At 54.1% G+C, this 20,769-nt stretch carries 21 protein-coding genes, 1 tRNA gene and 1 riboswitch; of the genes, 14 read left to right on the forward strand and 8 right to left on the reverse strand.

All coding sequences use genetic code 11. The features are described 5' to 3' along the window. Positions 1-8: 8 nt before the first annotated feature. From G461_RS22790 to G461_RS0100540, 6 genes are all read left to right on the forward strand, one after another. The gene (locus tag G461_RS22790) at positions 9-215 is read left to right on the forward strand and encodes a DUF1127 domain-containing protein (RefSeq protein WP_035478741.1); all 207 of its coding nucleotides are present in this window, start codon (positions 9-11) and stop codon (positions 213-215) included. A 285-nt stretch (positions 216-500) separates the two neighbouring features. Beyond that, positions 501-1,349 (forward strand): SDR family NAD(P)-dependent oxidoreductase, encoded by an 849-nt coding sequence (locus G461_RS0100520; RefSeq protein ID WP_026970333.1) that lies wholly within the window; start codon positions 501-503, stop codon positions 1,347-1,349. Positions 1,350-1,351: 2 nt separating this feature from the next. After that, positions 1,352-2,215: a TraB/GumN family protein gene (locus G461_RS0100525; RefSeq protein WP_026970334.1), complete on the forward strand. Its 864-nt coding sequence runs from the start codon at positions 1,352-1,354 to the stop codon at positions 2,213-2,215. Positions 2,216-2,229: 14 nt separating this feature from the next. Then, complete coding sequence (locus tag G461_RS0100530) at positions 2,230-2,703, forward strand: phosphate-starvation-inducible PsiE family protein (RefSeq protein WP_026970335.1); 474 nt, start codon at positions 2,230-2,232, stop codon at positions 2,701-2,703. A 151-nt stretch (positions 2,704-2,854) separates the two neighbouring features. Further along, positions 2,855-3,430 carry a DNA endonuclease SmrA gene (gene smrA / locus G461_RS0100535; RefSeq protein WP_026957283.1) on the forward strand — a complete coding sequence of 192 codons (576 nt, stop codon included), beginning with the start codon at positions 2,855-2,857 and terminating at the stop codon, positions 3,428-3,430. Between the two features lie 54 nt (positions 3,431-3,484). Further along, positions 3,485-4,972, forward strand: coding sequence for a carboxypeptidase M32 (locus G461_RS0100540; protein ID WP_035478743.1), 1,488 nt, complete (start codon positions 3,485-3,487; stop codon positions 4,970-4,972). A gap of 29 nt (positions 4,973-5,001) precedes the next feature. Here G461_RS0100540 and G461_RS0100545 read toward each other — a convergent pair whose 3' ends face one another. The 6 genes from G461_RS0100545 to G461_RS0100570 form a co-directional block, all read right to left on the reverse strand. After that, positions 5,002-5,670, reverse strand: a complete 669-nt coding sequence (locus G461_RS0100545; RefSeq protein ID WP_035478745.1) for a M15 family metallopeptidase — start codon at positions 5,668-5,670, stop codon at positions 5,002-5,004. A 60-nt stretch (positions 5,671-5,730) separates the two neighbouring features. Next, positions 5,731-6,708, reverse strand: coding sequence for an ABC transporter permease (locus G461_RS0100550; RefSeq protein ID WP_157360188.1), 978 nt, complete (start codon positions 6,706-6,708; stop codon positions 5,731-5,733). A 54-nt stretch (positions 6,709-6,762) separates the two neighbouring features. Beyond that, positions 6,763-7,728, reverse strand: coding sequence for a sugar ABC transporter substrate-binding protein (locus G461_RS0100555; protein ID WP_026970339.1), 966 nt, complete (start codon positions 7,726-7,728; stop codon positions 6,763-6,765). A gap of 105 nt (positions 7,729-7,833) precedes the next feature. Continuing rightward, positions 7,834-8,820 (reverse strand): ABC transporter permease, encoded by a 987-nt coding sequence (locus G461_RS22795; protein WP_051333248.1) that lies wholly within the window; start codon positions 8,818-8,820, stop codon positions 7,834-7,836. A 36-nt stretch (positions 8,821-8,856) separates the two neighbouring features. Beyond that, on the reverse strand, positions 8,857-10,365 hold the full coding sequence (locus tag G461_RS0100565; RefSeq protein ID WP_035478750.1) for a sugar ABC transporter ATP-binding protein: 1,509 nt from the start codon (positions 10,363-10,365) through the stop codon (positions 8,857-8,859). 378 nt (positions 10,366-10,743) lie between these two features. Further along, positions 10,744-11,097 carry a hypothetical protein gene (locus G461_RS0100570; protein WP_026970341.1) on the reverse strand — a complete coding sequence of 118 codons (354 nt, stop codon included), beginning with the start codon at positions 11,095-11,097 and terminating at the stop codon, positions 10,744-10,746. A 207-nt stretch (positions 11,098-11,304) separates the two neighbouring features. Here G461_RS0100570 and G461_RS0100575 point away from each other — a divergent pair, with 207 nt between their 5' ends. Then, positions 11,305-12,384 carry a ketoacyl-ACP synthase III gene (locus G461_RS0100575; RefSeq protein ID WP_026970342.1) on the forward strand — a complete coding sequence of 360 codons (1,080 nt, stop codon included), beginning with the start codon at positions 11,305-11,307 and terminating at the stop codon, positions 12,382-12,384. 56 nt (positions 12,385-12,440) lie between these two features. Here the strand turns inward: G461_RS0100575 and G461_RS0100580 are convergent, their stop codons facing one another. Next, positions 12,441-12,884, reverse strand: coding sequence for a lysozyme inhibitor LprI family protein (locus G461_RS0100580; protein ID WP_026970343.1), 444 nt, complete (start codon positions 12,882-12,884; stop codon positions 12,441-12,443). 73 nt (positions 12,885-12,957) lie between these two features. Between G461_RS0100580 and G461_RS25290 the strand changes: the two genes are divergently transcribed. From G461_RS25290 to purU, 3 genes are read left to right on the forward strand one after another with little or no spacing between them, the layout of a single operon-like run. Then, positions 12,958-14,439: an HD domain-containing phosphohydrolase gene (locus G461_RS25290; RefSeq protein ID WP_169727210.1), complete on the forward strand. Its 1,482-nt coding sequence runs from the start codon at positions 12,958-12,960 to the stop codon at positions 14,437-14,439. A 55-nt stretch (positions 14,440-14,494) separates the two neighbouring features. Further along, on the forward strand, positions 14,495-14,950 hold the full coding sequence (locus G461_RS0100590; RefSeq protein WP_026957291.1) for a YchJ family protein: 456 nt from the start codon (positions 14,495-14,497) through the stop codon (positions 14,948-14,950). Between the two features lie 26 nt (positions 14,951-14,976). Continuing rightward, positions 14,977-15,813: a formyltetrahydrofolate deformylase gene (purU, locus tag G461_RS0100595; protein WP_026957292.1), complete on the forward strand. Its 837-nt coding sequence runs from the start codon at positions 14,977-14,979 to the stop codon at positions 15,811-15,813. Positions 15,814-15,867: 54 nt separating this feature from the next. Here the strand turns inward: purU and G461_RS0100600 are convergent, their stop codons facing one another. Further along, a complete protein-coding gene (locus G461_RS0100600) occupies positions 15,868-16,440 on the reverse strand; it encodes a VC2046/SO_2500 family protein (RefSeq protein ID WP_026970345.1) in 573 nt (190 codons plus the stop codon). A 255-nt stretch (positions 16,441-16,695) separates the two neighbouring features. Here G461_RS0100600 and G461_RS0100605 point away from each other — a divergent pair. The 4 genes from G461_RS0100605 (at position 16,696) to bamJ (ending at position 20,741) form a co-directional block, all read left to right on the forward strand. Next, positions 16,696-16,779 (forward strand) — tRNA-Tyr (locus G461_RS0100605). 539 nt (positions 16,780-17,318) lie between these two features. Beyond that, positions 17,319-17,398: riboswitch (cyclic di-GMP riboswitch) on the reverse strand. A gap of 170 nt (positions 17,399-17,568) precedes the next feature. Then, complete coding sequence (locus tag G461_RS0100610; protein WP_169727211.1) at positions 17,569-19,221, forward strand: response regulator; 1,653 nt, start codon at positions 17,569-17,571, stop codon at positions 19,219-19,221. 20 nt (positions 19,222-19,241) lie between these two features. Continuing rightward, on the forward strand, positions 19,242-20,222 hold the full coding sequence (locus G461_RS0100615) for a pentapeptide repeat-containing protein (RefSeq protein ID WP_026970347.1): 981 nt from the start codon (positions 19,242-19,244) through the stop codon (positions 20,220-20,222). A gap of 48 nt (positions 20,223-20,270) precedes the next feature. Further along, complete coding sequence (gene bamJ / locus G461_RS0100620) at positions 20,271-20,741, forward strand: BamJ family beta-barrel-assembly machinery protein (protein WP_026970348.1); 471 nt, start codon at positions 20,271-20,273, stop codon at positions 20,739-20,741. The last annotated feature ends 28 nt before the right edge of the window (positions 20,742-20,769 follow it).

A 20,769-nucleotide genomic window follows, 5' to 3' on the forward strand; every position in this document is an offset into this window, starting at 1 on the left:
GAGAGCTTATGTCAGTCGCCAGAAAAACCGCTGAGCAAAGTCGTGAAATTAGCTTTACTAACCTGATAATGGATTATTTGAAACAGATCCAGATGGCTTATCGTAAGCAGCGCAGTCGCCGAGCATTAGCCAGGCTCAGCCCTCATCAGCTAAAAGATATTGGCTTAAGCCGCGCTGATGCAATAAATGAGGCCAGCAAACCGTTTTGGCGCTGAGCGCCTTGAACACTTTGGACTCTTAGAAAAAACAAAGCCCCTATCACTCAGGGGCTTTGGCTTTATGGCGGCGGTATATCCATATGACCAGAACAATCGTCCATTTTACAGACATAAAAATCATACTACCTCCAGCGATAAGTTTAGCGCCCGAGTAGGAGCTTTGCTCGCTTTAGCTGCGCTTTCAACAACTCTGCCAACTGGCCATTAAATAAGCAACTAGTCATTGTCAGCCCGTTGTAAGGCGTGTCACACTAACAGCTGTGTTCGCCATCGGTAGCCTTTATGTCGTCGGTCCCAAGCTCAGTACCCCAGACCATCCTTATTACCGGCTGTTCCAGTGGAATTGGCCTCTACAGCGTCCAGCAGTTGCAGCAAGATGAGCGTTTTACGGTCATCGCCAGCTGTCGTAATCCAAAAGATGTGGCTCGCCTCAATCAGCAAGGGATTAGGTGTGTCCAGTTAGATTTGGACGATGAAGCGAGTATCGAGCAAGGCTGGCAACACGCCTTGGAACTGGCAGGCGGTAAGCTATCCGCCCTGTTTAACAACGGTGCCTATGGCCAATGCGGTGCGCTGGAGGATTTACCCACTCAGGCGCTACGCCAACAGTTTGAGAGCAACTTTTTCGGCTGGCATCATCTCAGCCGCCTCGCCATTGCGCATATGCTCGAGCAAGGCGAAGGACGCATCATCCAAAACTCCTCGGTACTTGGCTTGGTGGCCATGCCCCATCGCGGCGCCTACATCGCCAGCAAGTTTGCGCTGGAAGGTTACACCGATACCCTACGCCTGGAGCTGGCCGATACCCCGATTCAGATAAGCTTGATTGAGCCGGGGCCGATCCGCAGTGCGTTCCGGCAAAATGCGCTGTCGGTGTTCCAGCGAACCATCGACTCGGCGGCGTCGCGTCACCGCTTGGCCTATCAGGGCACCATCGACCGTTTGGCCAAGCCCGGCGACAGCAACCGCTTCACCCTGGGGCCCGAGGCCGTGCATCAAAGCCTGCTCAAGGCACTGCTGAGCCAGCGCGCCAAGCCGCGTTATTGCGTCACTTTTCCCACTTACTTGTTTACCTTTTTGCGCCGGATACTGCCGACTCGCCGGCTCGACAACCTACTGGTTAAGGGCTAACCGTGACTCGTTACCTTAAATCGCTGCTGACCCTGTTCTACATCTTCGGCTCCGCCAGCAGTTACGCGGAGCCGGTGCTCTGGCTGGCACAGAAGGGCCAACAGCAGCTCTACCTGTTTGGCTCGGTTCATCTGGCTAAGCCAGATATCTATCCACTACCGAGCCGTTATCTCGACTTGTTTGATGCCAGCGTCCGTTTGGTGATTGAAACCGACGTGCGCAACTTCAGCACGGAAGACCAAAAGCTGATGCTAAGCCTGGTGCGCGCCGACGCAGACCAAGACTTGCAAGCCTTGTTGGGTGAAGCCCGCCTTGAGCAGCTGCAGCAAATTGCCCAGCAGTTAGGCCTGCGCGGTCAGCTGCAAGCCTATCAGCCCTGGTATCTGGCCATGCTAATTAGCATGCAGCAGATCAAGAGCCTCGGTTATCGCGCCAGTGAAGGGCTCGATCTGCACTTTATCCACCGCGCCAGCGACCAGCAAAAGCGCATAGTCAGCCTAGAAACACCAGCGGAGCAGATCCACACCCTGTCCAGCCTGGAGAGCATCGAACTGGAGCTACTGACCCAGACCATCGACGACTTTGACAAGGTGCCCGAGCTGTTCGGCAAGCTGATTCAGCACTGGCAAGGCGGTAACCATCAGGCCCTCTATCAACTGCTGATTGATGACCCGATGTACCAGCAAGAACAGCCAGAAGTTATCAACAAACTGTTGTTTGAGCGCAACCGGAACTGGATGGATACGCTAAGTACCCTACAAGGGCGCAGCTTCATAGTTGTGGGCGCGCTGCATTTATATGGCGAGCAAGGCTTGCTAACCTTACTGAAAGAACAAGACTTTAACATCTCCGAAGTCACCCCCTAGCCCAAGGAGCCGGTATGGATAAAGACTCGCACAAAGATATGTCGCTGCATCAGGAACTGCCCACTCATCATTCCGATCCGCTGATCGCCTTCTACCACCGGATCATTCGGCTGTGCATCAAGATCTTGGCCGCGCTGATGGTATTGGTAATCATCTGGGGGATTGGCGATGTTATCTACGTGCTCTATCAACGCTTGATTGCGCCACCATTTATGCTGCTCAACATCAACGATATCTTCTATACCTTCGGTGCCTTTATGGCGGTGCTGATTGCGGTAGAAATCTTTATCAATATCCGCCTCTATCTGGAAGCCAATGTCTTTCCGGTGCGTTTGGTGGTTGCCACGGCCTTGATGGCGGTGGCCCGAAAGGTGATTGTATTGGATGTCGATAAGCTTGATGCTACCTACATCTTCGCCATCGCCGCCACGGTATTGGCGTTGGGGGTTACCTACTGGCTAATGGGTCATCACCACAACGGCCGTTGAGCGCCTCACTTAACTCAAGGCGCTAATAACACCCTACCTGCAAAGCAGTGGAGAGTGTTTGAACAATCAAACCACCTCCGCTGCTTTCTCAATTGCACTGTTTAAAAGGGTCGATTATAAAGAAGTAAAACGTGTGATAGGAGCCACTAATATGTCCGATGATTTTGACCTGTTCCAACAGGAAATGGCTGGCATCACGCCGATAAAGCAAGACGCTCTCCCGCAAACCAAGCGTCCCCTCGACAAGCAAAACCGTCTGGCACGCCAACAAGCTGCCGAGCACAGCAATGAGCCCGACAAAGAGTACCTGTCGCTGGATTACGTGGAGCTGATCCATCCAGAAGACACCGTCGCCTACAAAAAAGACGGTGTGCAGGAAGGCGTATTCAAGAAGCTGCGCCTTGGCAAATATGAGGTGCAAGCACGCCTTGACCTACACCAACACCGCCTTGAACAAGCGCGCACCGAAATCCTTAACTTTATTAAAGAGTGCCAACGTCTGCAGCTACGCAGCGTGCTGATTGTTCATGGTAAAGGCCGTACCACCCAGCCACCCGCGTTAATGAAAAGCTACGTAAGCCAGTGGCTGACTCAAATCGATCAGGTATTGGCCACCCACAGCGCCATTGGTGCCCATGGCGGAACCGGGGCCTTGTACGTGCTACTGAAAAAAGGTGCCGAGCAAAAGCTTGAGAACCGCGAACGCCATGCGCGTCGCCTCGCCTAGCCGGCAACGCGCCGCTTAACAGACCAGATTGAGTCAGATATAGAAAGGAACCCCATGTCTAAACCTGCCTACCAGCAACTCTGCGATCACTACCAGAAGCTCGACCACTTCAACCACCTGGCCGCCATCTGCGGCTGGGACCAAGCCACCATGATGCCAAGCGGCGGTAACCAAGTACGCTCCGAAGCCATGGCCACCTTATCCCTGCAAATCCACGAGCTGGCAACCGCCCCGCTGCTGGCAGAGCTATTCGATAAAGCCCAAGATGAATCGCTGGACGTCGAGCAACACGCTAGCCTGCGCGAGATGCAACGCCACTGGCGACAAGCCACGGTACTGCCGGCCGATCTGGTCAAGGCCAAGTCACTGGCTGGCTCCAAGTGTGAACATGCCTGGCGCGAACAACGCCCCAACAACGACTGGGAAGGCTTTGAGAAGAACTGGGCCGAAGTGGTTCGCCTGTCCCAGCAAGAAGCGCAGATCCGCGCCGAGGCCGCTGGCCTAAGCCCCTACGATGCGATGCTGGAACTGTATGAGCCTGGGGTAACCAGCAGCGAGCTCGACACCCTGTTCAGCGAGGTTAAGCAATGGCTACCACCGCTAATCGATCAGGTCATCGACAAGCAAGCCAGTGAGAGCTTGATCCAACCGACTGGCAGGTTCCCAGTGGCCCAGCAAAAGGCGCTGGGACTGGAAGTGATGGAGACCCTGCAGTTCGACTTCAGCCATGGCCGCTTAGACGAAAGCGTGCACCCCTTCTGTGGCGGGGTAAAATCGGACGTTCGCTTGACCACCCGTTACCACGACAGTGACTTTGTACAATCACTAATGGGCATCGTTCACGAAACCGGCCATGCCCGCTACGAGCAGGGGCTACCTCATCATCTGTCAGGCCTACCGGTGGGCGAAGCACGCTCCATGGGCATCCATGAGTCACAATCGCTGTTCTTCGAGATGCAACTGGGCCGCAGCGAACCCTTTATCGCTATGCTCAGCAAACTGGCCAACAAGCACTTTGTCGACACGCCCGCCAAGGTGCTCACCCAAGATAACTTCCACAAGCTCTACACCCGCGTGAAAAAAGACTTTATCCGGGTCGACGCCGACGAGCTCACCTACCCCGCCCACGTCATCTTGCGCTATGAGATTGAGCGCGACCTGATGAACGGCACCCTCGACCACCGCGACGTGCCCGAGCTTTGGGATAGCAAGATGCAGCAGTACTTGGGGCTATCCACTAAAGGCAACTTCAAAAATGGCTGTATGCAAGACATTCACTGGACCGATGGCGCCTTTGGCTACTTCCCTTCCTACACTCTCGGCGCGATGTATGCCGCTCAGTTTATGGCGGCGATGAAGCAGCAACTAGATGTAGAAGGCTTGGTTGCAAAGGGCGAGATGACGCCTATCTTTGATTGGCTGAGCAGCAATGTGTGGGAGAAAGCAAGTTTGTTAAGCACCGGGGAGCTGGTTCAGCAAGCAACCGGAGAAAAGCTCAATGCCAGATATTTCCAGCAGCACTTGAGAGAGCGCTACCTATAAATAGGCGAGCGACATTGCTCAATATGCAGCTAGGTAGGGCTACTTCCGTAAACAGCGTAGGAGTAGCCCGCTAGCAAGGCCCAATACTGGTCGCCATAGGAAAAATGCCACCATTCTCGATGGTAATTGACAAAGCCTACCTTGCTCATCACAGAACATAACATCGCTCTATTGTGCTGGGCTGTTGCCGACAAACCAGTAGCCTGAGTCTCGCATAGGCTAGGCGGCACCTCGCTCCATTGCTTGATCTCCATGCCGAAATCGAGAACCTGACCGACTTCATCGATGATCTCTACATCGACAGCGCCACCAGAACAGTGTGGCGGCGTGAGCGACTCGCCATCGATGGATTGGGTAGGAGCAACCAGTCGGGCGGCAATACGATAGGCATCTGCAAACGATATATCGCCAGCCTCTGACATCACTTGATTGAGGCGATTTTGAAACAGCTGCTGTTGAAGCTTAGGTGAGCGGTAGCCTTCATAGAGCCTCAGTCTAAGCCCCTGTGGAAGGCTCAGTTGTGCCTGTAGCAGCCTGTGCAATACGCCTTGCCTAACCAGATGATAGTAGGGTTTGCTTGAGGGGCTCTCTGGCGGTGGCCCAAGCTCGATAAGCCCATGAACAGACACTAGCCCTTCACCACACTCGGCAATGGGCGTAGCGACTACGGCTGGTGAGGATATATCAAGATGAATCAACGCGCTCTCGGCTATTCAGTTGCTCAGGCCAGTCTACCCCGTTTCAAAGCAACAGCAATGTCAGCGACGTCGGCTTAAATGCTGCGCCAAACCATTACCGACAAAGATCAGTACCCCTTGAATAATCAGTTGGTCATAGAAGGGGATACCAAGAAGGTTCAGGCCGCTGGTCAAGATGGCGAGGATCGCCACACCAAGTACCGTGCGCATTACCGAGCCTTCCCCCCCGGTCATGCTGGTGCCACCGAGTACCACGCCGCCGATGATAATCAGCAGCAAGGTATCGCCCACACCGGGGATGGCGTTGCCCAAGTTGATGATGCTGATAAGGCCAGCGATCCCGGCTAAGCCGCCAGCTAACAAGTACACCGACAGCTCGGTGCGCGCTGTATTGATACCGCTATAGCGGGCGGCGCTACGGTTACTACCCAGCAGCAGTACCTCGCGCCCCCAACTGGTGTATCCGAGTAGCACGATAAATAGCATGGTGATAACCAGGGTAATAATCGATACGGCTGGCAGGCCGAGAACCACCGCAAAGCTAAAGTCCATCAGCCCAAACGGCGTGCCCTTCACCGCGATGCCTTGGGAGAGCAAGAAGGCTATCCCCCGCGCCACCAGTTGGGTACCCATGGTGGTAATGAAAGGGTTGAGTTTGCAGTAGCCAATCAAGAAGCCATTCAGGGCACCAAAGGCTAAGCCAGTGGCCAGCGCCGTAGCGATGCCTAAGCTGATGCTATCGGTTTGCGCCATGACAATTCCAGCTATCACCGCGCTGGCGCTGATAACGGTTGAGATCGACAGGTCGATACCGCCGGTGAGGAACACCATGGTCATGCCAATGGCGCCCAACATAATCACCGAGTTGGCGATTAGCACTGATTCGATGTTTCCGGCGGTCAAGAAATAGGGAGACAGGGTGGAAAAGGCCACCAGCAACACCACGATGATCGGGGCCGCGGGATACTGTTTAATCCAGCTATGCCAGCGCGCCTTCTCGGTGGGTGCCTGAGGGTTTTGTGTTAGTGCTCTGTCCATATCTTTCACCCCTATCTATTCCCTATCTCTCTCTTATTTCTCCCAAAGTCAGCGTTACTGGGCGCCCCAAATATTGGCTTTGTTGGCTTCAATGTTACTGGTGGTGTAGAAGTTTCCGGGGATTACATTATTGAGCTCCACGGACTCGCCATTAATCAGCGCAGCCGCCAGCTGCACCGCAGTCACACCGGTGGTGTGCAAGTCCATCACCACAATGCCATCGGCATTGCCTCTCAGCGTAGCCTGATAGCCGTCGTTGCTGCCGTTCACGCCTGTTACAACCACGTGCTGGTCGCTGCCCACCGGGTGGAGCTTGGCGATGTCATACAGCACCGTTTCAACGCTGGGGATATGGGTATCGGTGGCGGCGAATACCGCTTTGATATCCGGGTTTGCCTGGAAGGCATTTTGAGTAGCGGCCAGTGCCCGCGCTGAGTCCCAATCGGTGGGCATGGCAATCACCTCAACATTGGGAAGCTCGGCGATGGCATCGTTAAAGCCCTTGCTGCGGTCGATACCGTTTTGGTCGTTCAGCGCGCCTAACAGCTCCAGCACCTGAATGTTGCCATCGATTTGGGCAAGTTGCTGGGCGGTGTATTGGCCAGCCAGGTAACCGTCGGTGATGGAATCAGGGCCGACAAAGGCATCGACGGCGCGGCTGTCAGGCAGCGCGCGGTCGAAGGCCACGATGGGGATACCTTTACGCTTAGCACCGAGCAGCGCACGCTCAATGGTGTTTTGGTCGACTGCGCACACCAAGATGGCATCGACCTTTTGGGTCACCAAGGATTGGATCTGCGAGTTTTGCGCTTGTGGGTCGCCGTCGGCTACCACCTCGATGATCTCAAAGCCCTGCTTTTGCGCCTCCGATTTGATCGCGTTCAATACCCCTACCCGGCTCTCGAACAGTTGATCGACGGATAGCCCTAGCTTGATGGCATCGGCATTGGCAAGTGCCGACACGCAACACAACACAGCAAGCGATAGCAATTGGCGAACGCGGTACAGAAGGTGTTTCATAGTAACCTCTCTTGTTGGTCGGGTAGTTCTTCGTTGGTTGTCTCGTTTAGTGTTTCTTTTATGGTGTTCCTGTTTTGGTATTTCTTTTTATGCGCAACCGTCGCCCTAGCCGGTCGCCCGAATACGGGCAGCGCGTTGGTTAAGTAGATGTTGCTGCTGGCGAGTCACCGAGACCTTGTCGATCACCACCGCTATCAGCAGCACGCTGCCTTTCACGATGTCGTAGACATAGGGCGAGGCATTCATCAGGTTCAGGCCGTTGTCGATCAGCACCAGGAAAATCGCCCCAATCACGCTACCGACGATGGTGCCATCGCCGCCCGATAACTTGGTGCCCCCCAGCACTACCGCCGCTATCACGGTGAACTCAATGCCAATGCCAATCCCCGACTGCAGCCCCCCCACGCGCGCCAGTAGAATCAGCGCGGCAATGCCAGTGGTGATCCCGCCCAAGGCGTAAGCGAACACCGTGACCTTGTTAACCGGCAGGTTGGACTCGCGCGCCGACTGCGCCGAGTTACCGATGGCCCGGGCATATAGGCCAAAGCGAGTAGCGTTAAAGAGGTACAACCCCACCGCTAGCACCACTGCGAGTAACAAGATGGGGACTGGAATGCTCAGCAGCTTACCGTTCCCCAAAAAGCCCATCTCCCGGGGCACCGGAATGTTCTGTGCGCCAGTTAGGTGGATCGCCATACCGCGATACATGGTGTAGGTGGCCAGCGTGGTGATAAGTGGGGTGATCTTGTACTTGATGATCAGCACACCATTGAGCGCGCCCAGCACCGTGGCGCATAGCAGTGCGCAGGCGAAAGCCAAGGTGTAAGAGCCGGTGTCCATCATCAGCTTGGCAAACAGCGATGAGGTGAAAAACAGGATGGCCCCGACCGAGATATCGATGCCGGCGGTTACGATAATAAAGGTCATGCCGATCGCCATAATGGCGGTTACGCTGGCTTGTACCAGTACCGATTGCAGGTTGGTGTAACTCATAAACGAGCTCGACAGCAACGATAACAAGATGCAGGCGACCAAGGTTGCAGCGGCAATCGGCAGCCAGTTCACAGCGGACAATCGGTGTTTCAGTGACATGGCTCTCTCCTTACTCTGCTCACTCTGCTAATTCTTTTAGGCGCGTTGCTTCTCAAAGGCCGAGCTGGCAGCCAGGGAGATAATCTCCACCGCATCAAAGTCCTCGCGGGCAAACTCACCAACAATATGCCCAGTGCGCATCACCAAGATGCGATGGGACAGGTCCAGCAGCTCGGGTAAGTCGGAGGACACCAACAGCACCGCCACACCAGACGCCGCCAGCGCCGCTATCTTTTTGTGGATTTCGAACTTGGCACCGATATCGACCCCCTTGGTGGGTTCATCGAGAATGCATACCCGCGGCAGGGTCGCCAGCCAGCGCCCCAACAAGACTTTTTGCTGATTGCCGCCACTTAGGCTGGATACCGCCTCATCGATGGAGGGAACCGAGATGTTGAGCTGCTCAACCCACTCTTGAGCTTGACTGGCCTCCCCGCGAAAGCCCATCCCTTTTACGCGGCGTTGTACAAAGCGGGAGAGCTTGGCCGCCGACAGGTTCTCTTTTACCGAGCGCACACCAAACAGGCCATTGCGGCGGCGATCTTCGGTTAGATAGCACACCCCGCGTTGCTTCATCTGGCGTACGTTGGGTTTAATCATCTGCTCGCCATCGACCAGCAGCCGCCCTTCAAACGGGCGCAAGCCAAACAAGGTCTCCGCCACCTCGGTCCTGCCCGCCCCCATCAGGCCTGCAATGCCAAGTACCTCGCCGCGGCGGATGGAAAACGAGATGTCGTGGAAGTAGTGAGAGCTTAGCCGTTCAACCTGCACCGCCAGCTCGGTGGATGGTGGCGTCAGTGTTACTTTGGCTTCATCCAAGGTACGCCCCACCATCATCTCCTCCAGCTCGCGCCTTGGGGTATCGGCAATGTTGCCACTGCCCACCTGGCGGCCATCGCGCAGGCAGATGAACTTGTCGCTCATCTGATAGATCTCGTCCATAAAGTGGGAGATAAAGATGATTGCAACGCCCTGCTTTTTCAGGCGACGCATCAAGGTAAACAGGCGTTCGCGCTCAGGCGCGGTCAGTGAGGTGGTCGGCTCATCGAGGATCAACACCTTGCTGGCATGAAGCAGTGCCTTGGCAATCTCGACGATCTGCTGTTTGCCTGCCCCCAAGTTTTCGACCCGTTGATTCACATCCACATCAACACCGAGCTGAGCCAGTTGCTGCTCGGCGATCTGCCGACAAGCAGGCCAGTCGATGCGCCCCGGTTTTCCCGGAAGGTCGGAGATACAGATGTTTTGGGCAACACTCAGGCTACTAAACAGGCTCAGCTCTTGATGCACCGCGCCAATCCCATGTTGCTTACCGTCCACCACCGTAACAGTTTGCCCAGCCACTTGAATCTCACCCTCAGAGGGCGGCAGCAAACCGCACAGCATATTTTTGGTGGTGGATTTACCCGCGCCGTTCTCGCCAACGAGTGCGACGATCTCGCCGGGATAGAGGCTGAATGAGACATCTTTCACCACGGTCTTTCCGGAAAACGCCTTGGCGAGTCCCAACACCGATAGGCTGGCAATGGGCTGTTTGGTAAACATGGGTCCCCCTCAATGGGCACAGCAAACGGCTGAGCATTAATTGTTCAACTCGTTAATTAATGCTAACCAATCAGCAAATGCCGAAACAGCGTGGTTGATCACAGCGCGCCATATTTCAACCAATAACCCACAAAAAGCTAACCAATATGAGATATTGATCGACCTATCAGTGAGAGCCTGTGCGGACTTCGCTCTGTATTACCTGTAGAAACGGCAGGGAAGCACATGAGAGAGTGGAAGGTTTGCGGAGTAAACGTTGTGTTTGAAACAGCAATTGTGACTCGCCAGCATCGCCCTAGTCTGGGCTGCGCTGGCGAGGGCTCGTGCTGGCTATAGGCTTGTCGCCAATAAGAGAAACTTAGGCCCGGACCTTGGACCCTAGAACAACTGCATATCCGGTATCGAATCAGCGCTTTGTTCGTTCACTTCCCGGGCGTCAACCAGCAACCACTTTTCAGGATCCGGCTGTGCGGGAGCTGGCAGCTCGCTCACTTCGCTAAATTCCCATACGAACAGTTGTCGCAGCAGCTGTTGGATCTCTGAAAGTTCTCTATCAGCAGAAACGCCGTTAACCGCAACGTAGTGGCGCTGCTGAGACTTCCCGCCGAAGGATAACAAGCTAAATTTGCCAGCGAATGCGTCGACAATGACTTCGAAATAGCGGGTATCTGAGCCGAACGCCCCGGAGGGGGTTGATGCTGAGGATAGCGCGTCTTGATGGTCAATGGGCATGGCGTACTCCAAACTACGTGAGTATCCGTGGCCTCGCCTTCTCACAACAATAACTAAAATCTGAGGCGACGAGTATGCCACAACCTGCTCAAAACCTCACCTAAAGAGGTAGATTTTTCAAGCAACGATTGATATTTGCTGTGCGACTTTGCGCCCACTCAGCGGCTTGTGCATAATCAGCCAATCAATCCAAGTAGCAGGGTAACTATGCGCAAAGCAGTGATCAGCGGTTGGGGCAAATGCCTTCCTCCAGCCACCTTAACCAACCATGACCTCAGTACCTTTATGGATACCTCCGATGAGTGGATCAGCTCGCGTACCGGTATCAAAGAGCGCCGGGTATCCCATGTCGATGTCGCCGAGCTTTGTTATGTGGCTGGCTCACAGGCACTGGCCTGCGCCGGGCTGCAAGCCAGCGAGCTGGATGCCATCGTGGTGTGTACCTGCACCCCGGGCAGTAACATTCCCAACAGCGCCAGCCGCGTACAACAGCTACTGGGTGCACAGCAAGCCGCGGTGTTCGACCTTAACGCCGCCTGTACCGGGTTTGTGTATGGCCTGCAAACAGCTTCCGCCTTAATTCAAAGCGGCGCCATGCAGCGCATTTTGCTGATTGGTGCCGAGCGTTTGAGCCAGTTACTAGACTGGACACGTCGCGACACCGCGGTGCTGTTTGGCGATGGCGCCGGAGCGGTAATCCTTGAAGCAAGCGACGGCGATGCCGGATTTGTCAGCGCTAAACTGGGCTGTGACAGCGAAAACCGTGACATCTTAAGCGTGCCAGACTTTGGTACCAACCGGGAACGCTTCGCCAACGCCGATGCCTACTACAGCTTCAACTTCGAAGGGCCAGAGATCTTCAAGCGTGCAGTGCGCGGCATGGGCGAGGCCACCTCCTGTGTACTAGCCCAATCGGGTTGGCAGCCAGAAGATGTCGATTTTATCGTTCCCCACCAAGCCAACCTGCGCATCATCGAGGCGCTGGCGAAGCGGATGAATGCCAACGCTGAGCAGGTTATGGTAAACATCCAGCACTACGGCAACACCTCTGCCGCCACCGTGCCAATTGCCCTTTGTGAAGCGCTGGAGCAGCAACGCGTTAAGCCCGGCGATAAGCTGCTATTGGCGGCCTTCGGTGCAGGCCTGACCTGGGGAGCTGCAACGGTGCAGTGGGGGGAGCGCGTTGAACCGCTGGGCCGCTCAGACGTTTCGCTTCCACCCTGCGAGCAAAGCGCCTTGCAGTTGATTGCGCCAGCCATTGAGGGCTGTCGTAAGGCCAATCCCTAGTAAACGGGGAGTAAAGCGAGCCAGTAACAGCTCGCTAAAACAACCGCCTGAGCCCGCTAACCCGCGGGCTCTTCTTTTGTTTCTTCTTTCGCTCCATCAGCCACTTGCTCGCTAGCCAACGGCTGCAACCACTGCGCGGTCATTTCATAGTGGCAAACCCGCCACTCTGTGCCACTGCCGCTGCCGCTGGCCATCTCGAGGCGACGCCAGTTGCAGTGGGCATAGCGATACGCTTCAAAGCTAAGCCGCGCTTGCTCCAGCGCCATCACTACCCCTTGAGCACCACTGCTTATTTGCTGCAATTCCATCGCTTGCTGCTTACGCACTTGATAGGCGGCATCGGCTTGCTGCTGGGTGTGCGCTAGCAACTCATCGAGGCACTGGTTATAGGCAACGCGGCTGCTTTGTTCGCAACTAGCAAGGCCCTCCGCACTGGCTGACATCGGGCTCAACATACACAGATACAGGGCCAAATAGGCTACCCAGTTCACTTTGTTCATTACTGCTTCCTTTCGCTTGGCGACTTTGCTGCTAAGATTTTATCAATGCAATACAAGTACTATGCACGAGTTTATGAGTGAAGATTTTGTTCTAATCGATGATCTAAAGGCCTCTTCATCCCCCGGTAACGATACTCCCGAACCATGGAAAGTGTTGGTGGTGGATGATGATCAAGAGATGCATGCAGTAACCCAGCTGGTGCTCTCTAATTTCCGCTACCAACAGCGCCCTCTGCAGTTTTTAAACGCCCACAGTGGCGAACAAGCCTACCAAATCCTTAGCGAGCACGACGATATCGCGGTTGCTCTGGTGGATGTGGTCATGGAGAACGACCACGCCGGGCTCGATTTAATAAGCCAGATCCGCAATGAGCTAAACAACCACGATATTCGCTTAATCCTGCGCACCGGTCAGCCGGGCTTAGCGCCGGCTCATCAGGTGATCCGCGACTACGACGTCAGCGATTACAAGAATAAAACCGAGCTTAACAGCGTGAGTCTCGATACCTTGATGTGCGCCTCACTCAGGGCCTATCAAGAGCTGCTGGAACTCAAGCAGCAGCGTTGTCAGCTGCAAGCAATGATTAGCTCGGCCACCACCCTACCCGATGACAACGATCACCGGCTACTGGCCAAACGTCTTCTCGACGATATGCTCAGCCAGTCAGACACGCGAAAGTTGTCTGCGTTGGTTGTCACCGAGTTTCGCCATCATGTCACGGTGTTGGCCAGCTCCGGAAAGCTCTCCTATCTGGAACAAGCCCACTCAGCAGCCGAGCTTCCCAGCCGAGTGCAGGAACAGATCCTCGGCTGCAAAGACTGCTGCAGTCACTATACCGACAACCAATCCGCGGTATTTCATCTGTGCTACCCAGACCAGCCAGATATCTACTTCTATTTAGAAAGTGAGCGTCCGGTAAAAGAGAGTACCTGGCAGGGGCTGGCAATGTTGGTTGATGGCGCAACCTTAAAGCTGCAACAACGCCACCTCGAGCAGAAGGTCGCTAAAGGCCAGCTGGAGATGATCAAGCTACTGAATAACAGCCTTATCCATGCCATCGAGAGCCCCAACTCAGAGCAGCGCGAGCTGCGAACACTCGCTGAAAAAGTGGTATCGATACTCGGGCTGTCCGAGTCAGAACAGCAGCGTTTTGTCGAAGTGGCGTGGATAGCCAGACTCAGTAGTATTGGCATTCCCGAGTCATTGTTCAGCCAATGCCAAATCGACCCGGCCCAGTGGCAAAAACTTGCCAGCCACTGCGAACTGCCCGATGAACTTACCCAAGCCACTAACCAGCAACGTTTGAGCCTGGCACTTAGCATCGCCAATCAGCATCACGAGAGCTGGGATGGACAAGGCCAGCCTGTGGGCTTGCAAGGCGAGGAGATCCACTTGTTTGCCCGTTTAAGTGCGTTAATCTCAGCGCTTCATCCGGCGTTGGAGCACAAGCCTTCCGAGCTTAAACAAGCGCTGGAGTCACAAGCGGGAACACGACTCGATCCACAACTGGTAGCCAAGCTGCTGCCAAGTTTGGATACGCTTACAGTCAGCTGACAGCTACCGCGCATCCTGATAGAATGCCGCTCCTGAAGATTACCGGAGAACCAGCGTGCAGTGTCCTTGTGGCAGCGGCCAAACCTATCACGATTGCTGTCAGCCACTGGTAGAGCAACAACAGCTCGCCACGAGCCCAGAAGCGCTTATGCGCTCACGCTACAGTGCATTCTGTTTAGCCAACACCGACTATCTGGTAGCCACCCATCACCCTGACTTTCGCAGCGCCGATCTCGCGCTTGGCCTTAAGCAGGATCAAACCCAGTGGCATCGCTTACAGGTAATCTTCTCGTGTAGCAGTCAGGACGAACAAACAGGCATAGTGGAATTCAAGGCCTACTACCGCGAAGGTGAAGGCTTGGGTATCCTGCATGAGCGCTCCAACTTCGTTAAACAAGACGGGCGCTGGTACTATACCGACGGCGAATTTTCCCCTGCTAGCTTAAAACGCAACTCTGCCTGCCCATGCGGTAGCGGTAAAAAACTAAAACAATGCTGTGGTAAGGCTTAACCAAGCAAGCACAAAATAGGCAATTCATGGAAAAGAAGATTTTATTGACTGACTGTCCTGATGCAAAAGGACTGATTGCGACTATCACCAATATCTGCGCCAAGCATCAGTTGAACATTATCAAGAACAACGAGTTCGTCGATAACCAATACGGGCGCTTCTTTATGCGCACCGAGCTGGAGGGCTACTTCAACGACGAAACCCTGATGGCTGAACTCGACAATGCCCTGCCAGAAGGCAGTCACCGCCGCCTGGTGAATGCAGGCAAAAAGCGCGTCGTCATCATGGTGACCAAAGAAGCCCACTGTATTGGCGACCTGCTGATGAAGGCTAAGTTTGGTGATATGGATGTGGAGATTGCCGCGGTAATCGGTAACTACACCACACTGCAAGACTTGGTGGAGAAGTTCGACATCCCCTTCCACTACGTCAGTCACGACGGCTTGTCGCGTACCGAGCACGATATGCAGGTGCGCGAGGTGATCGAGCAATACCAACCCGATTACGTGGTGCTGGCCAAGTACATGCGCATCTTGAGCCCTGAGTTCGTGCAGCACTACGAGAATAAGATCCTCAACATCCACCACTCCTTCCTGCCCGCGTTTATCGGTGCCAAGCCTTATCAGCAGGCCTACGACCGCGGCGTGAAGATCATCGGTGCCACCGCCCACTTCGTGAACGATAATCTGGATGAAGGGCCGATCGTTGAGCAGCACGTGATCCACGTAGACCACAGCTATAGCGCAGAAGCGATGGCACGCGCAGGCCGCGATGTGGAGAAAACCGTACTGGCTCGCGCCCTACAACAAGTGCTCGAAGAGAAGGTGTTTGTGTACGGCAATCGCACCGTAGTGTTCCGCTAGCGATTTACACCAGCTCGACATTCAAAGCCCGGTTAGTACCGGGCTTTTTTATGCTCAGGCGTAACTATGAAGCTTTAGAGGCTTGTCGTAGTCAAAATCGGTCATTACCCGATACATCTCAGAACCAATCACTTCGTCAGTGACGGCCTTATCTGCCGATGCTTGAGCAGCCAGCGCCACTTGCTTGTTTTCAGTCTGCATATCAAAGCGCAGCTGCTGCTTAACACGAGTTAACAGCTCAACGTTGTTCATCACCTCGGCATCGACGCCGGCGATATCGGTATTAGCATGCAGCGGGCCGGCTTGTAGCGCGTGCTGCAGGCGAATGCTGGCGAGGCTGGATTCTTGGCTTAGCGGGGCAAAGCTGGCCTCACGGGCATAGTCTTGGGGCTGGGCTTGCAGTGTGCGCGGCTCAGCGAGCTGAAAGCGCTGGCGCAGGCTAAGGGTTTGCTCAGCAGGGCCGGGCTTGACCATATCAAACTGCGGCTGGTCACAAACGTTAGGGCTAAGCATGCTGAGCATAAGGTGGAACGCAGCCTTGTTACCCTGATGGGTACAGCTGTTTAGTTGTCCGCCTAGTTGTAGCTCGTCACACAAAGTATGGGAGCGAATACTGTCTGCTAGCATGGCCTCTCCGCTTGTTGCTTATGCTATCGGCAAGCCGCGGCAAATCTTTACATCGAACTAGCACTCGCTACGTCACCACAGCGGCAGCAGTTCACGCCCTCTCTATTTGCAGTAAAACTCTGATAAATCACCCTCATACCAGCCAATAAAGCACCACAATGATGAGCTTTTAACCAAACAGACGCTATTCGGCGTTTTTTTTACATTTGGCGCTTTACAGAAAAGTCGGTTCTGGTAATATGCGCCTCGCACTTCGGGGGGGTTCCCGAGTGGCCAAAGGGAGCAGATTGTAAATCTGCCGCGAAAGCTTCGATGGTTCGAATCCGTCCCCCCCCACCACATTTTGAAAAGCCGTCCTCTGGACGGCTTTTCTCGTTTCAGGGATCGGATAACAACCAGAACAAGTATCTGGTCATCCTTGCTGGTTAAAATCTTTGATGACAGCGTCAGCACTTTTGTAATTAGCCCACTAGTTACGGCAAGCCCTTCCTCGGCCTCAAAGATTCTCCCTGCGCAACATCTGAATATCTACTTATTCTGATTGGTATGAACATTTTCACATTACCCACCCTAGAACGTACATCAGATAACGCGCACTCCAGACCTAGGCGCAATCGCCACAAGTCACTTTAAAACGACGACACCCGGGCACGCGAAAGCGACCCAGAACAGGCGGTTACATTTGGGGATATTGAAAAAAGAGGTAGGCAATTTGGCGCCTGGCGGCGCCCTCACCGTAAAGAGGATTCTGAGAATTTACTTTGTTATGAAAAGACGCCAAGCCAAATTACAGCTTGGCGTTCCAACCATAACGGAAAGTAAAAAACGGTAAATAGACTAACTTACTTAGCAGAGTGATGGATCACCACACTACTTACCAAGGCGGTTCAGCCATCTCGCCGAGGCGAGATCTGTAACTTTCCGTCCCCGAATCGCTCCGGGTTTGGCTTTTTCTCAGTAGTCACCGGCAAAAAATTGCCGCCAACACGGCAATAGTAGATCAATTCGCTTTTACACCGCAAGTGTTATTTTTCTCACTGTTAATGTGAGCTTTGCTTTGCAGTTCAACTAGCTACGCCTACGCTAAGTTATGCTAGGATAGGCAAAAATCCATATTTCACGATGAAAATGGCAAGTCAATATAACTACAACGACAAGAAAATTCTGATTGTTGACGACCAGCGAGCGTTCCAAGTAATGCTCAAAGCGATGCTGCAAAATTTCGGTGCTGCCGATATCCATTTTGCCAACACCGGCGAAGCTGCCGTTCAAGCCTGCCGCAAGCATCACTTCGATATCTTATTGGTTGATTACAATCTGGGAACAGGAAAAAACGGTGGACAGTTACTTGAAGAACTAAGGGTTCGCAAGTTACTCAAGGTAGACGCGCTGTACTTTATTATTAGCGGCGACAACAACAAGAGCATGGTGCTCAGCGCTCTGGAGATGGAGCCCGACGAGTTCATTGCCAAGCCCTTCTCGCAATTCCAGCTGCACAACCGTTTAGCCAGGGCTCACGCCAAGCGCCAATCACTCAAAGATGTGCTCTCTGAGCTGATGGACAAAAACTACCCACGCGTAATCACCCAAGCCCAGCGCCATATCGAAGCAGGCACCCGCTACAAGAGCTACTGCCAAAACCTGATTATTGAGGCGCAGATCCTCACCGGTAAGCTGGATGATGCTAAAGCCGGTTTACAAGCGATGCTCAAAGAGCGTAACCAAACCTGGGCGCAAGCTAAACTAGGCCAAGTCCAGCTGCTGCAGCATGAGCACCAAGAAGCAATCAAAACCCTCAAGGCCACACTGTCGCAAAGTCCGCTGCTGATGATGGCGCACGACTGGCTTGCCCGCGCCTATTGGAAAGACGGACAACTTGAGCAAGCCATGGAGACCGCCCAGCAAGCCTGTAAGATGGCCGCGTTCAGTATCGAACGCCAACAGCTGCTGGCTGATATCGCGGTGGAAGCCGGCGAGCAGCGCATCGCGAAAGAGACCTTTGCGATCATCCTCAACCTGGCGCGACGCTCGGTGCACCGTGGCCCTCGCCACCTGTGCAACTACATCCGCAGCTTGATTGACGAAGCGCAGGCCGAAGACGACCTATACCGCAAAAACCGCCTGCTGCATGAGGTAAACACCGTGCTGTTCCACGCGCGTCGTGAAGAAGGACGTGATGAGAGCTTCGACTTTGATGCCTTTGAAGGGATCTCTCAGGCCCGCGTGCACGCCACTAAGGGCGAGTTAAACAAAGCCAAGCGGGTGCTATTTGATAGCAATGAGCAGTATCTTTCTACTCCTGACCAAGTGAGCAACGAGCTACTACCAGACACCTTCTTAACCCTGAACTCGGTGGGTGAGTACGAGTACGCCATGCCCTTCGCCGAAGAACTTAAATCACGAGAGGGCCTGGACAAATCCTCACTGCGCTCCGCCCAGTCAGTGCTTGAAGATGAGAACTTTGAGCTCAAAGTCGGGCAGTTCCGCGAGTTCAATAAGATGGGCATTGAGTGCTATGAAGACGGCCGCTTCCAAGAGGCTGTCAGCTACTTCGATAAAGCCCTGCAAGTCGCCCCCGGTAACACCGGTGCGATCCTCAACAAAATTCAGGCTATCCTTAAGCTGTTGGTTAACAACGATAAAGACCTGCGGCTTCAGTTGGCCAGTGAGTGTAAACACACCATTAAGTTACTCGATGGTTTGAAACTCAACACCAATCACGCGGAACGTTACGTAACCCTGAAGCGCGATTTTGAGCAGGTTGTAAAAGGAAAGATGTAGTCTAAACACCGGGGAGAGCGATGCCAGAAATCAAACGTTGCCTTTATCACGACAGCTCTGGCGCCAAGTGTGAGCAGCCCGCCCTAGACAGTGGGCTTTGCTTTTGGCACGACCCGGACCAAGACAAATCAGGCCCCGATATCAAACACAAGCTCGAGCAGTTTGCCCACAACGGTGGCATGCTGCGCGGGCTACAGTTAAAGCGCGCTCAACTCGAAGACATCGACTTAGTCAAACATGGCAGCAAGCAAGGCTATGACTTGAGCGGGACCGACCTCTACCGGGCTCGCCTGAGTGGTGCCCACCTGTTTAACGTAAAGCTGTGCAACGGCAGCTTGATGAAGGCCGATCTGCGCGGTGCCAACCTAAACCATGCCGATCTGCGCGGCACTAACCTACTGGGCCTCAAGCTCGAACAAGCCGCGTTCGACCATATCAATGTCGGCGAACATCTTATGCAGGAGAAGCTGGCGGTAGCCGCCGATAAACAGGGTGACCATACCAGCGCGCTGGATTACTACCAGCAAAGCGAAGAGATCTACCGCAACCTACGTAAGACTGCCGAGCACGAAGGGCTGTTTAACATCTCAGGTTGTTTCTTGGTGAAAGAGCTCACCATGCGCCGCAAGCAACTACCGCGCTACTGCATTAATCGCTTGCTTTCCAAGCTGGTTGAAGTGGGTTGCGGCTATGGCGAGGTACCCGCGCGGGTGATTGTCTCTTCCGCCACGATTATCGCGATCTGTGCGCTGTGTTACTTTTTTATGGGTATCCACTTTAGCGGAGAGATCGTACGCTTTAACCTACAACACAGTGTACCCCAGAACCTTATCGCGCTGGCGGAGTGTTTGTATTACAGCGTGGTGACCTTTACTACCCTCGGCTACGGAGACTTTACCCCGGTGGGGCTATCGCGCTTAGTCGCCGCCTTGGAAGCGTTCACCGGAAGCTTTGTTATTGCCCTGTTTGTGGTAGTGTTTGTAAAAAAAATGACGCGTTAAACCGCTCTGGTTTAATGCTCTCCCCAACGATTTAGAGAGGTAAGCACATTGCAATACATCGTTATCGTAGCAATTTTTCTCGCTGCCTTCTGGTTTTTACGCCGCTACAGCAGTAGCCAGCAAGCGGGTGCCCACCTCGACCATGCGCGTTTGTTCCTAGAAGAAAACGCTAAAAAAGAGGGAGTGATAACCACGGCCTCAGGGCTGCAATACTTGGTACTGGAACAGGGCAGCGGCGAGAGCAACCCAAGCGCCAGCTCAACGGTAACCGTTCACTACCACGGCACGCTTATCAATGGCCAGGTTTTCGATAGTTCAGAAGAGCGCGGCGAGCCCGCAACCTTCCCCCTCAATCAAGTGATTAGCGGCTGGACCGAGGGCCTCCAGCTTATGGTCGAAGGCGATAAGTACCGCTTCTTTATCCCCTCAAAGCTGGCCTACGGCAACCGTAATATCGGCAGCATCCCCGGCGGCTCACTGCTTATCTTCGATGTTAGCCTGCTTAAGATCGAGTCCTAAGTCCGTCGTTAAGCGCGCAATTCAAATA

This window comes from Aliagarivorans marinus DSM 23064, from assembly GCF_000429485.1.
GTDB classification, from domain to species: domain Bacteria; phylum Pseudomonadota; class Gammaproteobacteria; order Enterobacterales; family Celerinatantimonadaceae; genus Aliagarivorans; species Aliagarivorans marinus.